13 protein-coding genes are annotated in these 12,702 nt (G+C 75.5%); 6 read left to right on the top strand and 7 right to left on the bottom strand.

Annotated elements, in window-relative coordinates:
• Positions 1-35: 35 nt before the first annotated feature.
• Together OG730_RS37130 and OG730_RS37125 are read right to left on the bottom strand one after the other, a co-directional pair.
• A complete protein-coding gene (locus OG730_RS37130) occupies positions 36-1,334 on the bottom strand; it encodes an MFS transporter (RefSeq protein WP_442815235.1) in 1,299 nt (432 codons plus the stop codon).
• A 59-nt stretch (positions 1,335-1,393) separates the two neighbouring features.
• Positions 1,394-2,020 carry an ArsR/SmtB family transcription factor gene (locus OG730_RS37125; RefSeq protein ID WP_327308385.1) on the bottom strand — a complete coding sequence of 209 codons (627 nt, stop codon included), beginning with the start codon at positions 2,018-2,020 and terminating at the stop codon, positions 1,394-1,396.
• A 231-nt stretch (positions 2,021-2,251) separates the two neighbouring features.
• Between OG730_RS37125 and OG730_RS37120 the strand changes: the two genes are divergently transcribed.
• Positions 2,252-2,995 carry an SDR family NAD(P)-dependent oxidoreductase gene (locus tag OG730_RS37120; protein ID WP_327308384.1) on the top strand — a complete coding sequence of 248 codons (744 nt, stop codon included), beginning with the start codon at positions 2,252-2,254 and terminating at the stop codon, positions 2,993-2,995.
• An 86-nt stretch (positions 2,996-3,081) separates the two neighbouring features.
• Here OG730_RS37120 and OG730_RS37115 read toward each other — a convergent pair whose 3' ends face one another.
• On the bottom strand, positions 3,082-3,858 hold the full coding sequence (locus OG730_RS37115; RefSeq protein WP_327308383.1) for a peptidoglycan-binding domain-containing protein: 777 nt from the start codon (positions 3,856-3,858) through the stop codon (positions 3,082-3,084).
• 610 nt (positions 3,859-4,468) lie between these two features.
• Positions 4,469-5,827 carry an MFS transporter gene (locus tag OG730_RS37110; RefSeq protein ID WP_327308382.1) on the bottom strand — a complete coding sequence of 453 codons (1,359 nt, stop codon included), beginning with the start codon at positions 5,825-5,827 and terminating at the stop codon, positions 4,469-4,471.
• A 375-nt stretch (positions 5,828-6,202) separates the two neighbouring features.
• Between OG730_RS37110 and OG730_RS37105 the strand changes: the two genes are divergently transcribed.
• The 3 genes from OG730_RS37105 (at position 6,203) to OG730_RS37095 (ending at position 8,176) form a co-directional block, all read left to right on the top strand.
• A complete protein-coding gene (locus OG730_RS37105) occupies positions 6,203-6,691 on the top strand; it encodes a hypothetical protein (protein WP_327308381.1) in 489 nt (162 codons plus the stop codon).
• Between the two features lie 73 nt (positions 6,692-6,764).
• On the top strand, positions 6,765-7,601 hold the full coding sequence (locus OG730_RS37100) for a MerR family transcriptional regulator (RefSeq protein WP_327308380.1): 837 nt from the start codon (positions 6,765-6,767) through the stop codon (positions 7,599-7,601).
• Between the two features lie 29 nt (positions 7,602-7,630).
• On the top strand, positions 7,631-8,176 hold the full coding sequence (locus tag OG730_RS37095; protein ID WP_327308379.1) for a P-loop NTPase family protein: 546 nt from the start codon (positions 7,631-7,633) through the stop codon (positions 8,174-8,176).
• On the opposite strand, the gene OG730_RS37090 is transcribed toward OG730_RS37095, so the two are convergent.
• Positions 8,143-8,490, bottom strand: coding sequence for a hypothetical protein (locus OG730_RS37090; RefSeq protein ID WP_327308378.1), 348 nt, complete (start codon positions 8,488-8,490; stop codon positions 8,143-8,145). The two genes, OG730_RS37095 and OG730_RS37090, sit on opposite strands and share 34 nt — an antisense overlap.
• 158 nt (positions 8,491-8,648) lie before the next feature.
• Between OG730_RS37090 and OG730_RS37085 the strand changes: the two genes are divergently transcribed.
• On the top strand, positions 8,649-9,119 hold the full coding sequence (locus OG730_RS37085; protein WP_327308377.1) for a hypothetical protein: 471 nt from the start codon (positions 8,649-8,651) through the stop codon (positions 9,117-9,119).
• Positions 9,120-9,195: 76 nt separating this feature from the next.
• Positions 9,196-9,597, top strand: coding sequence for a S26 family signal peptidase (locus tag OG730_RS37080; protein WP_327308376.1), 402 nt, complete (start codon positions 9,196-9,198; stop codon positions 9,595-9,597).
• 10 nt (positions 9,598-9,607) lie between these two features.
• Here OG730_RS37080 and OG730_RS37075 read toward each other — a convergent pair whose 3' ends face one another.
• A complete protein-coding gene (locus tag OG730_RS37075) occupies positions 9,608-11,452 on the bottom strand; it encodes a hypothetical protein (RefSeq protein ID WP_327308375.1) in 1,845 nt (614 codons plus the stop codon).
• 152 nt (positions 11,453-11,604) lie between these two features.
• The gene (locus OG730_RS37070; protein WP_327308374.1) at positions 11,605-12,606 is read right to left on the bottom strand and encodes a helix-turn-helix transcriptional regulator; all 1,002 of its coding nucleotides are present in this window, start codon (positions 12,604-12,606) and stop codon (positions 11,605-11,607) included.
• Positions 12,607-12,702 lie beyond the last annotated feature (96 nt).

The raw sequence follows: 12,702 nt of genomic DNA, 5'->3' as shown, positions 1-12,702 counted from the left end.
GCTCAGCCCTCTCCCGGACCCCGGCCGGACCTCCGTCACCCCTCGGAGGGCACACCGGATCCACCGGCGACGGCGACGGGCGACAGCGTCTCGGGCCCCTGGAGTTCGGCCCGGCGGAGCACGGGGACGGCGAGGCCGAGCCCTGCGGCGAGCAGGCAGATCACTCCGCAGCCGGCGAAGAACGCGTCCGCTCCCCACAGTGCCACCGTGACGCCGACGGCGGGGAAGAGGACGGGAGCAAGGCCCAGCGTGCACAGGGTCGTCACCGCGGTGACCCGTCCGAGGTACCGGGGGTCCGTCTCCGTCTGGAGCAGCGCACCGGTCACGGTTGTGGTGATCCCGCTGGTCAGTCCGATCAGGCAACCGAGTAGGACGGCGAGCGGCAGCGAGGCCACGCGCCCCAGGGCGACCGCTCCCCCGGCCGTGACGAGCAGCGCCGCACACATGACCAGCCCGGCCCGAGGTATCCGGGCGGAGACGGTGAGCAGCAGGGCCGACGCCGCGGCTCCCACGCTGAACGCGCTCGCGATCCATCCCATGCCCGGGGCGCCCCAGCCGCGTTCCTCGGCCAGGAGCACCAGACCGGTGGCCACGGGACCGCTGAAGCACATCTCACCCAGCCCGATGACCACGACCAGTGGGGCGAGCATCCGGTGGCGGCGGACGTAGCGCAGGCCGTCGGCCAGCTCGCGCAGGGCGGAGACACGTGTGGAGGCACGTGCGGAAGCACTCCGGGGCGGTCGCGCGGAAGAGGCCGGCGAGAGGGTCCGCACGGTGAGCAGGGTCGCGAGCGAGAGGGCGAAGAGGATGCCCGCGGCGGCGAACGCGCCGGCCGCACCGGCCGTCACCAGGACGGCTGCCGCCAGCAGTGGCCCCACCGCGTTGCTCAGCCGGATCGACAGCCCCCGCATCCCCTGGACCCTGGCGAACTGTGCGGGTGCCGCGATGAGCGGCGGGAGCGCGCCCACGGCCGGCATGAACACCGCGTCCACGGCGCCGAAGACCAGCGCGACGGTGACCAGCAGCCACACGCCCGGGGACGCGAGCGTGAGCGCCGCGGCGGCCCCGAGGATCACCGCACAGCGCACCGCGTCGCTGACGACGGCGACCCGTCGCGGACCGAACCGGTCGGCCACCACGCCGCCCCCGAGCATGAGCACCGCGCGGGGCAGGGCTCCGGCCGCGACCACGAGGCCCACCTGCGACGGCCCGCCGACGCGCACCGCGGCCCAGGTCAGGGCGAGGAAGTAGACGACGTCACCGGTGATCGAAGCCGTGTACGCGACGAGCCAGCGCAGGACGTTGGCGTCCCGGTAGGCGGGCCGCGCGGACACCGACGTGGAGGCGGACGCGGACGCGCCGGTGTACGTGGACGCGGCCGCGCCGTCCGCCTTCACGCGGCGCCACCGGCCCGCGGCAGGGCCGTGCCCGGTACCGGAAACGCCTGCACCTGCAGCGCCACCGGAGCGGCCCCTTCGGGGGCTTCGCCCTCTCCGTGCTGATAGCGCGCGATCACCTGGAAGAGCTCGGAGCGCATCCGGGCCACGTCCCCCGGCGTCAGGTACAGGAGGAAGTCGCCGTACGTGGCCGCGTCGAGCCATTCCTCGGGCAGGAGCGGTACCTCGTGTGCGGCCCTGCGCAGGCGATCCGCCGCGGCAAGGGCGACCGCGTGCGTGTAGGCGCGGCCTGCCTCCCGCTGTTCGCCGGACGCGGAAGCGGGATCGTGGACCGACTGGCGATGGGCGGACTTCCACCACCGCTCGCGTCCGGTGCCGCGCCCTGGTTCCTCGACGATGAGCCCACCCGCCCCGAGACGCCGCAGGTGGTAGCTCGCCGCCCCGGGGTTGATGCCGAGCTCGTCGGCGATCCGGGTGGCGGTGGACGGACCACGCTCCCTCAGGAGGGTGAGGACGTTCAGGCGCAAGGGGTGGGCGAGTACGCGCAGGGCAGCCGTGTCGAGTTCGACGTCCTGTCCCGACGGCTCGGCGGATGCGGCGGAGGGAGCGAGGGGAGCGACCATGCGCCGAGAGTAGACCCACAACAGTTGTTTCAAAAGAGTTGTTGTGAGATCAAGTCGCCTTCCCCCGGGCACGGTTGGTCAACAGGTAGGCGCTGCCTCGCAGTTCTCCGGTTCCTGGGGAGCGCTCCACAGAGGGCCTTCCCCTTGGTCGGCCGGGGTGTCGCGGTGTTAGCCTGCGGCCATCCCAGGTGTGGGCACGACACGGGGTAATGCGTTACACAGGAGGCTCACATGTCACGTCGACCAGTCACCATCGTCACCGGAGGCAGTCGCGGTATCGGCGCCGCCACGTGCGTCCGGCTGGCCGCCGACGGGCACGATCTCGTCCTCGGCTACCTCCGTGACGACGAGGCCGCCAAGGCCACCGCCGAGCGGGTCCGGGAGGCGGGCGCCCGGTGTGTGACCGTACGCGGCGACACCTCCGAGGAGTGCGGCGTGGAGCGGCTCTTCGACATCGCCGGCGCCGAGTTCGGTGCCGTGACCGGCCTGGTCAACAACGCCGGAGTCACCGGCACCCCGGGCCGGCTCGCCGACATCCGGGTCGAGGACCTGCGCCGCGTGCTCGACGTGAACCTCCTCGGCTACCTGCTCTGCTGCCGCCGGGCCGCCCGGGACATGGCCGAGTCGGGCGGCGGGGCCATCGTCAACGTCTCCTCCGCGGCCGCCACCCTCGGCAGTCCCGGCCGCTACGTCCACTACGCCGCCACCAAGGCCGCCACCGACACCCTGACCCTGGGGCTCGCCAAGGAGCTGGGCCCGGACCGGATCCGGGTCAACGCGGTGGCCCCCGGCATCATCGACACCGACATGCACGCCGCCATGGGCGACCCCGACCGACCGGCGCTCGCGGCCGCGGAGATCCCGCTCGGGCGGGCCGGGCAGCCGGTGGAGGTCGCCGCGGCCATCGCCTGGCTGCTGTCCGAGGACGCCGCGTACACGACCGGTACGGTCCTGCGGGTCGCCGGCGGGCGCTGAGCGGACCCCGGCCCCGGCCGGGTGGCGGCCGGGGCGGGGCGGGGTGGAGCAGGGCGGTTCAGTGCGGCACGCGAGGACCGGCCGTGTCAGCCCTCGCTTCCGAAGGCCGCGCGGGTGGCCGGACCGTAGACGCCCGGCGGGTCGCCCTCGATGCTCCTGTTCTGCTGGAGCTGCAGGACGCCGCGCCGGGTCTGCTCGTCGTACACGCCGGTGACGGAGACGTACGTGAACCCCTGCCCGTGGAGCCGTTCCTGCAGGGCGCGCACCTCGGCCCCGCGGTCGCCCGGGCCCAGGGTCCCGCCGCCGCCCGGCGCGGGGCGCGTGCCCGTCGGGCCCACGGGCTTCGGCTCCCGGCTCGCACTCGCCGACGGGCCGGAAGAGGGCTGCCCCGTGCCCGGCGTTGCCGTCCCGGACGGGGTTCCGGGCGTGGACGGGCCGGAAGAGGGCTGCCCGGCCGGCGGGGGCTCCTCGCCCGCCCCCGGGCTGCGCGCCGGAAGGACCGGCACCGACAGGTCCGGCCGGACCACGGCGCGCGGCGGCTCGTGGTCCGGGCCGCGCAGGAGGAACGCGAGGGCCCCCGCTGCCCCGAGCGCCAGCAGGGCGAGTCCCACCAGCGGAAGCCGACTGCCCCGCCGTTCGACGGCGGAAGCCGTTGGGGTCGCCGGGGGTTCGGTGCGCCGCGCGGGCGCGCGGTCCGCCGTACCGGGCGCACGTGACGGCCCGGGCTCCACGACGGACGGCCCGAAGTGCGTCGGTACGAAGATCCGCCCGGACTCCTCGGGCCAGGCGGGCGCGGGCGAGCCGGGCAACGGGCCCGAGGGAGCCACGTAGGGGCGTACGAGCAAGCGATCGTCGTCGGGCACGATCCCACTCTCATCGGGGTCAGGGGTCACGGGGCAGGGGTCACTGGGCAGGGATCACAGGTCAGGGGTCACAGGCCACAAGGCGGGAGCCACGGGGCGCGGTTGTCGCCCGGCGGATACGGGGGCCGGCGCGGCGGTGCGGTGCCGGCCCCCGTACCCGGCCGGTCAGGTCCTGCGCCGCCGGGCGACCGGAACCGTCTCGACGCCGGCTGCCGCGGGAAGGCCGGCACCGGTCGCCGCGACGGAACCGCCGGCCGCTGCCGAGGCGAGGGGAGGGCGGGCGGATGCGGGCATCTGAGGTGTCTCCGGGGTGCGGTCGTGCGGTGGGGCCGGGCGTCCGGACGTTTCGGGCAGGTTCGGTCCGGATGATGGTGTTCGACCGGCGCACTCTTTCTCCAGAAGATGCCCCAGGTCAAGCCGGATGTCCGATCCGCCCCATCCGCCCCGTCCGGGCATGACCTCTTCCCCGGAAACCGACCGTCGGAAGCGGTCGCCCCGCCGGCCCGGATGGCCGACCGTCCGGATTGCGGACGGTCAACTCCCGCTCCAGGATCCGGTACTGGCCGACCACCCGGCCGACCATCCGGGCGACCTGCCGGCCGTCTCCGGGCTATCGCCGGTCGGCCGGTGAAGCGTCGCGGTCCTCGGTGCGGCCTCCGGTCCCGGTGACTCCGGGGGCGGTCGCCGCACCAGCGCCCGTGACGTCCCGCGCGGCCGTGCGGGACATGGAGGTGACCCGCACGGTGACGGCGGCCAGCGCCATCAGGACGGCTCCGGCCCATGCGGCGGCGGGCACCGAGATCCCGTCGACCGCGAGACCGCCGGACAGGGCGCCTGCGGCGATGGCCAGGTTGAACATCGCCACCATCAGCGAGGAGGCGGCCTCCGCGTCGTCCGGTGCGGCCTTGATCATCCAGCTCTGGAGGCTGACCGAGACCCCGCCGTACACGAGCCCCCAGGCCAGCAGCAGCACCGTGCCGGCTACCGCACCCGGCACCGTGGCGATCAGCGCCAGGATCACGGCGAGGGAGGCCCCGACGGTGAACAGCGTGCGGTACGGGTCCCGCGCGCCCGCCAGGAAGTTGCCGGCCACGCCCGCGACTCCGTACCCGAGGAGGAGGGTGCTGACGTAGGCGGTGTCCACACCGGACACGTCCTGCAGGATTGGCCGTACGAACGTGTACGCGGCGAACTGCCCGGTCACCAGCAGGAAGGTGACGGCGACCCCGGCCCGGACCGCGCGGTTGCGCCGGAGCAGGGCGGGGAGTTGGGCGAAGGTGATGGTCCGGGTCGGCGGCAGCGGCGGGAGCAGCAGGAGCAGTGCGGCCAGGGTGAACGCTCCGAGCCCGCCCACGGCCGCGAAGGCGAAGCGCCAGCCGCCCAGTTCGCCGAGCAGGGTCCCGGCGGGGACGCCGAGCACCGAGGCCGTGGGGACCCCGCCGAAGACGAGCGCGGTGGCCCGGCCGACCTGGTGCGCGGGGACGAGGCGGACGGCGAGGCCGCCGGCTATGGCCCAGAACCCGCCGACGCTGACCCCCACGAGCAGCCGGGCGGCCAGCAGCACGCCGAATCCGGGAGCGAGTGCCGCGACCAGGTTGGCGACGGCCATCAGGGCGATCAGGACGACCAGTACCCAGCGCCGGTCGAGCCGGCCGGCGCCCACGGTGACGAGGGGCGCGCAGAGGCCCGCGACGAGCCCCGGCACGGTGACCATGAGCCCGGCGGTGCCGTCGGACACACCGAGATCGGCTCCTACGGAGGTGAGCAGGCCGACGGGCAGCAACTCGGAGGTGATGAGACAGAAGATCCCCAGCGCCACGGCCCCTACGGCCCCCCACCCCCGCCACCCGGCGACGGCCCGGTCCTCGGTCGTGGTCGTGGGATCGGGTGCGGGTGCGGGCGCGGAGCTCGGCGGGTGCTTCGGCTCCGGGGCGTCGGATTCGTTGCCGGGCGCGGGGGCTGCGGTCATGGGGCGGGACTCCGTACAGGGCAGGCGAGCGGGCAGGCGGGCGGCCCACCGGAGCGCTCCCGCCGCTCGGGCGGGCGCCGGTCCGGGGAGCCGGCACGGCAACGCGGAGCACCGGAGGTCGCGCCTCCCCCGGCATCCGTACTGTCGTTCCCTTCCGAACCTTGTCTGGGTTTCTCCGTCAGGTCCACCCCCGTCCAGGTGCGCGTTCTCCCGGACCGGTGAACCTCCCGTCACGGCGGAAACGGTCACAGTGAGCTCGCCGAACCGTTTCAGCGGCTCCTGCGGCGCCCTTCCCGGCCCGCTCCGGCCTCCCCGGTCCGCCCGCACGCGCGAGAGCGGGAACCGGCCCGCCCGTCGGTGCGGCATGGTGGTCCGATGCGGTTGCGCCGGGCCCTGCCCCTCTCCCTCGTCGCCCTCCTCGCCAGCGCCGGCTGCGTGTCCGTCGGCGGCCCGCGGGACACCGGCGTGCCCGCGCGGGACTCCGTGACCCCCGCCGACGCGCCGGAGCTGAGCCGGCCGGTCGACGCCTCCCCCACGGCCGGTCCGGCCGGGCTCCCGGCCGAACCGCCGCCCCTCGGCGAACTCCCTGCGAGGGCCGCCGCCGACCGGACCGACGCCGACCCGGACGGTGGCCGCGACCCCTCCCGGCGGCCCGCGAAGGCTCCCCGCCCGGCGGCCGAACGGCGCACGAAGCCGACCGCGCCACGCCACGCGCACCCACCCAAGACGACCGCCGCCCGGCCCGACCGCCCCGCCCGCGCCCCCGTACCGCCCTTCCCCCGCACGGACGAGCTGTGCGCGGCGGCGGAGGGTTCCCTGCCGCCTTCCATCGTGGATCTCTGCATCCGCCAAGCCGACCGCTGACCTGGCCCGACGCCCCCATATTCTGGCCGCGCTTGACTCTCACACCGTGTCAGGGCCTGCACTGGAAGGCGTCATGTTCACCATCGGAGACTTCGCCAAGCACGGCCGGGTATCGGTCCGCATGCTGCGTCACTACGACGCGCTCGGACTGTTGCACCCGGCCCGTGTCGACCCCGCCAGCGGCTACCGCTACTACGAGGCCGGGCAGCTCGCCCGCCTCAACCGTGTCATCGCGCTCAAGGAGCTCGGCTTCAGCCTGGAACAGGTGGGGTCGATACTCGACGAGCTCGTCGGCGCGGAGGAGCTGCGCGGCATGCTGCGGCTGCGGCAGGCGGAACTGGAATCGGCCATGGCCGCCGCGGCGGCCCGGCTGACCCAGGTCGAGACGAGGCTCCGGATCATCGAGAACGAGGGAACCATGTCTTCCATCGACATCGTCGTCAAAAGCCTTCCGCCGGTCCGCCTCGCCGAGTTGAGCGGGGTGGCCGCCAGCTACGCCGGCCAGGACATCGGCCCGGTCATCGGCCCGCTCTACGACGAGCTGCTCGGCCGTGTCGAGGCCGCCGGAGTCACGCTGACGGAGCCGGGTGTGGCGTACTACGAGGACGCCGGTGACGCGTCGCGGCCCGGTGCCGTCCTGGTCCACGCCGGGGTGGCGGTCGCCGCCGGCGTCCGGGCCGAGGACCTCGGAGGCGACGTACGCATCGTCGTGCTGCCCGCCGTCGAGCGGGCGGCGACGGTCGTGCACCGGGGTTCGATGGACTCCGTCCTGCCGACCGCGCAGGCCCTGGCCCAGTGGATCGACGCGAACGGGGAGCGCTCTTCCGGCTACGCCCGCGAGGTGTCCCTGTCCTGCCCGGCGGACCGGGACCAGTGGGTCACCGAGCTCCAGGAACCCCTCGGCGCCTGAGGGAGCGCTCCCCCGGTTAGGCTCCGCTGATGCAACGCGTACTCGTCGTCGGCATCAGCGGAGCCGGCAAGTCCACCCTGGCCCGGGAGTTGGGCCGGCTGTTCGGCCTGCCGTACCACGAAATGGACGAACTGCACTTCTCCGGGCCCGGGTGGGCCGTCAGCCCGTCCTACGTCGCGGACCTCGCGCGGATCGCGGAGGGCGACCGGTGGATCCTCGACTCCCACGGGCCCGAGGACGCGCGCGAGTTCCTGTGGCGGCGGGCCGACACCGTGGTGTGGCTGGACCAGCCGCGCCGGACCGTCATGCGGCGGGTGCTGGTGCGCTCCCTGCGCCGGAGCCTGCTGCGGGAGCGGTTGTTCGGGGGCAACCGCGAGCGGTGGCGGGAGTGGCTGCTCGCCGACCATCCGGCGTGGTGGGCCTGGTCCCAGTACGGGGCCCGGCGGGCGGAGATCGGCGCGCTGGCCGGTGACGCACGGTTCGCCCCGCTGCGGGTGGTCCGGCTGCGCTCCCCGAAGGCCGCCGAAGCCTGGCTGCGGGCTCAGCGCCCGGCGGGACGGCCGGGCGTCACGTAGGCACGTCCCCGCGCGGCGCCCCGAACCGTTCCGCGCACGGCTCCCCGGCGGACCGTGCGCAGCCGGCGCATGGTGGCGTGCCCGCGGCGGCGCCACTCCGCCCGCGGCAGACCGGCGCGCTGGCCGCCGCCGGTGATCAGGGCGTTGACCGGTGCGTGCGGATCGGCGGCGAGCCCCTTGGCCACCAGGACCCCGACCACGAGCGGGACCAGGGCCACGGCCAGGGCCGAGCCGGCGGTGGTCACGTGCTGCTGCATCCGCGGGCGGCTCGCGGCGGGCGCGGTGGCGGTGGCGACGCCGGCTTCTGAGGTCATGCCCCCATTCCATCAGCGGGGGCCGTCCCGGGAATCGGGCCTGATACTCAGACCGTTGGGTGTGAGGTACTCAGAACCGACCCGACCCGACCCGCCCCGACCCGGACGAGACGGGACCGGACCGGACCGGACCGGATGGAACGAGGGGACGGCCGTACGTGAACACACCCGGGCAGGGCTTCGAACCGGCGAGCGGCGACGGCCCCGCGCCCTCCGGTGCGGGCCGCGCGGCGGAGCTCCGTACCGCCTACGAGGGCCTGCTGCAGATCCGCCGGCTCGTCAACGGCCCGTCGGGCTCGGCGGTTCCCGCCCCGTGGGAGCTCCGGCTGATGCCGCGCGCGGTGGCCCTCGTACTGGAGGCGGCGGGCATCCCGCCGTCGGCGCGGGATCCGCGGGACCCGGACGGGCCGCGCACCCGGACCGGGTACCGGGTGGGCCCCGCGGCGTCCGGGGACGGCCGCGTCGAGGTGACCTGGCTCGGCCCGCCGGGCGGCGGCGCGGCCGAGGAGGAGCAGGAGCGCCTCACGGCCTGCGCGGCCGCGCTCGAACGGCTCGGCTGGGTCTGCCTGCTGTACCGCGGCCCCCGCCGTCGCCGCTTCCTGGAGGTCGAACCACCGCCGGCCCCCTGAGGCGGCCGGCGGTCGGAGGCCTGAGGCCGGCGAAATCCGGTGTCCGCCGGGCCCAACACCGGGGCACACTCGCCCGATGGGAATGCTCGAAGTCCAGGCAGACCGTGTCCGCGCGGGCGCGACCGTGGAGTTCCGGCCCACCGGCACGTCCATGGTCCCGCTCGTCCACAGTCGGCAACGCGTCCGCGTCGCCCCGGCCGATCCCGCTCTGCTCGAACCCGGAGACATCGTGCTGGCCCGGGTGTCCGGCACGGTGTACCTGCACCTCGTCACGGCCGTGGACGCCCCGCGCCGCCGGGTACAGATCTCCAACAACCGGGGCCGCGTCAACGGCTGGACCGGTCACGACCGGGTCTTCGGCATCTGCCTCGCGGTGGACGACGTCCCCCGCCCCGGGGCGGGGGCCAAGGTCCGCGGGGCGCCGGACACCCCGGCACCGCGGCACCGCGGCACCGGCCTGATCCGAGAGCACCCCTAACCCGGCCCGGTCAGACCGGGCCCGGTCCTTCCGGCCGGAGACCGTCGATCCGCCGCAGGGTGTTCCGTACCGCTTCGGCCAGCCGTTCGTCTTCGCGCATCTCCTCGTCCTGGTCGCCGAAGTACATCGGGACGCGGACGCTCTGCTCCGCCACCGCCCGCAGGGTGGACAGGGCCGGTGCCGCGGCGGGCCCCAGGGATCCCAGGACCCGGCAGACGTACAGGCCGAACCCGTCGCGCACCACATGCTCCAGGAAGGCGTCGAGCGACGGTCCCGTCGGCTCGTCCCCGGCGTGCAGCCACAAGGTGGCGAGGAGTCGCGGGTGCGCGCGCTCCGCATCGGCGGCGTTCGCCCGGAGCCGGGTCACGTGGCGGGGTTCCAGTCCGCCGTGATCGGCCAGCCACTCCAGGATCCGGGCCGCCAGGGCGATGTCGCGCGGCCGGTCCCCCAGCCTGCCGAGCGTCTCTTCCGCGCGGCGTCGGTCCCCGGAGACGCGGATCAGAGCCATGGCGGTGTGCCCGGCCCGGGTGCCCGGCCCGTTCTCGGCGAGCGAGTCGAGCAGGGGCAGGGCGGGGGCCGCCGCCGGACCGATGGCTCCGAGGGTGCCGATCAGGCTGCCCGCCAGATGGGCCGCCCGCTGGTTCCGCGGGCCGCCGTCCCCCCGGCCGCTCGTCGGCCCGGCCGGCAGCTCGGTCAGCAGCCTGACCAGCACCGGCACCGCGTGGGCCGCGGCCGCTCCGCACGCGCTCAGGACGGTCAGTGCCCGTCCTGCGTCGTGGGGCCCGGGCAGGTCCACGGCCGCCGCGGCCGCCTCCACGAGCGGGGCAAGGTCCGTGCCGGGTACCTCGGCGAGCCCTCTGGCGGCCTCTCCGAGCTGCCACCCGGACGCCCCCGCACGGACGATCCGGCAGAGCTCCGGGAGGGCCCGTACGTCCCCGATCCGGGCGAGCGCCAAGGTGGCCGCCTCCGCCCGGGCGGGGCCCGGCTCCGCCAGCTCCTCCCGGCACAGCCGGGCGGCCTCCAGCGAGGCGCCGAGCACGCGTACGGCCGCCGGAGCCGCCACGGAGTCCGCGAGCAGCGGTCGCAGGTGCGGTACGAGGGCTGCCGGAGCGCCCCGCCAGTGGCGCATCGCCACCGCCGCCAGGTCCACGGCCGCGAGCCGGGCGGCCTCCGTCGGCCGGGCCGCGAGCCGGGCGACCCACGCGTAGCAGGTGCTCTCGTCCGCGGAGCGGCGTGCGTTGAACCCCCACACGGTGCCGATCCCCCAGGCCACCAGGCTGCCGGGACCGGCCATCCGACTCCCGGCAGCGTCGAGGTCCTCGAGGACCGCTTCGCCTTCGGGAGCCGGGGCGGCGCGCAGTCTGACCGCCGGATCGGCGTCGCCGCGCAGCCGCTCCACGAGGCCGTCCCCGCCCCGTACGAGCAAGGCCTCGGCGAGCGCGAGGCGGGCCACCGGGTCGGGTGCGGGGAGGTCGTCTCCGGAAAGGTCGTCTCCGGGGAGGTCGTCTCCCGGGAGGTCGTCTCCCGGGCCGGTCAGGATCTCCTCGGCCCCTGCCCGGTCCGCCTCGGCGAGCAGCCAGGCGGCCGCCCGCCGCACGGACGGGTCGGGGTCGGCCAGCAGGGCCAGCGCGGTCCGGGCCGCGGCCGTACGGTCCTCGGCGCCGGACGCCAGCTCGGTGAGCAGCCGCAGCACCCACAGCCGTACGTCGCCCCGTGCGCCGGTCGCCAGGGAGGCGAGCCGGCTCGCTTCGGGGCCGTCGGCGTCACGGCGTACGGCGTTGAAGACCACGGAGCGGGCGGCCGCGTGGGCATAGCCCGTACGGTCCTGCCCGGCCTCTTCCAGCCAGGCGTCCACAGGATCGGCCGGGCCCTCGGGACCCGGCGGTCGGGGGCTCAAAGCCCCGGGCGCAGAACGCCCTTTCGCATCGTCATGGCGTGGATCTTTGCCGTGCCGCCGGCCGGGCGCAACCGGTTTCTCACGCGTTCGCACCGCCCTCTCACCCGTTTTCACCGGTAGCGCCCGGCCAGTTCGGCCACCGCGGCCGTGAGGGCCCGGCGCAGCTCCGGCGGGCCGAGCACCTCGGCCTCCGCGCCGAGGCGGAGCAGGTCGCCGACGGCCACGGCATCGGACTCGACGGCGAGTTCCACGACCGCCCAGCCCTCCGCGTCGGGCGGGCCCGCGGTGGCGAGGGCGCGGACGCCCGCCGCCCCGAACCACATCGGCAGCAGGCGCCGGGCGCGCGGGGAGAGCCGTACGACGGCGGTCTGGCGGCGCGTGGCCGCCTCCATGCGGCGGGTGGACTCCGCCCAGTACGCGGTGAGTTCGAAGCCCTCGGGGCGTTCGAAGCGTTCGCCCGGGGTGTCCACGGCGAGGAACCGCCCCACCCGATAGGTCCGCACGGCGCCCTCGGCCTCCGCGTCCGCCACCGCCACCGCCTCCGCCTCCGCGGCCCGGGCGACCAGGTACCAGATGCCCCCCTTGAGGACGAGTCCGAGGGGCCACAGCTCCCGGTGGACGGCTCCCCTCCAGCGGCGGTAGTGGGTCTTCAGGATCCGCTGCTCCCACACCGCCTCGGCGATCCGCGCGAGGTGCGGTACGGGGTCGGCGTCGCGGAACCAGGCGGGAGCGTCGAGGTGGAAGCGCTGCTGGATCCGGCGGGACCGGTCGGCGAGTTCCGCGGGCAGCGCGGCCTGGAGCTTCAGCTGGGCGGCGGTGAGGTCCGCGCCGAGGCCGAGGTCCCGCGCGGGGCCGGGGGCGCCGGCGAGGAACAGGGAGCCCGCCTGGACGTCGGTGAGGCCGGTGAGCCGGGTCCGGTAGCCGTCGACGAGGCGGAACCCGCCCGCCGGCCCGCGGTCCGCGTGGACGGGGATCCCGGAGGCGCCGAGCGCCTCGACGTCCCGGTACACGGTGCGGACGGAGACCTCCAGCTCGGCGGCGAGTTCGGGGGCGGTCATCCGGCCGCGGTTCTGGAGCAGCAGGAGGAGGGAGAGGAGCCGGTCGGCGCGCATGCGGTCATTGTCCGGCATACCTGACAGGAGGTGTCAGGTACGCCGCCCAGGATGTGCACAGACGGGCCGTCAGCCCGCCCGCAGGACCCGCACCAC

It is taken from the genome of Streptomyces sp. NBC_01298 (genome assembly GCF_035978755.1).
Lineage (GTDB): Bacteria > Actinomycetota > Actinomycetes > Streptomycetales > Streptomycetaceae > Streptomyces.
The sequence above is the reverse complement of the archived record's forward strand: the minus strand, read 5'-3'. Positions and strand labels throughout refer to the sequence as shown.

Coding starts and splice junctions, on each gene's coding strand:
- OG730_RS37100 (WP_327308380.1), top strand. CDS start 6,765: ATGTTCACCATCGGAGACTTCGCCAAGCACGGCCGGGTATCGGTCCGC.
- OG730_RS37110 (WP_327308382.1), bottom strand. CDS start 5,827: ATGACCGCAGCCCCCGCGCCCGGCAACGAATCCGACGCCCCGGAGCCG.
- OG730_RS37070 (WP_327308374.1), bottom strand. CDS start 12,606: ATGCGCGCCGACCGGCTCCTCTCCCTCCTCCTGCTGCTCCAGAACCGC.
- OG730_RS37125 (WP_327308385.1), bottom strand. CDS start 2,020: ATGGTCGCTCCCCTCGCTCCCTCCGCCGCATCCGCCGAGCCGTCGGGA.
- OG730_RS37105 (WP_327308381.1), top strand. CDS start 6,203: ATGCGGTTGCGCCGGGCCCTGCCCCTCTCCCTCGTCGCCCTCCTCGCC.
- OG730_RS37120 (WP_327308384.1), top strand. CDS start 2,252: ATGTCACGTCGACCAGTCACCATCGTCACCGGAGGCAGTCGCGGTATC.
- OG730_RS37080 (WP_327308376.1), top strand. CDS start 9,196: ATGGGAATGCTCGAAGTCCAGGCAGACCGTGTCCGCGCGGGCGCGACC.
- OG730_RS37095 (WP_327308379.1), top strand. CDS start 7,631: ATGCAACGCGTACTCGTCGTCGGCATCAGCGGAGCCGGCAAGTCCACC.
- OG730_RS37090 (WP_327308378.1), bottom strand. CDS start 8,490: ATGACCTCAGAAGCCGGCGTCGCCACCGCCACCGCGCCCGCCGCGAGC.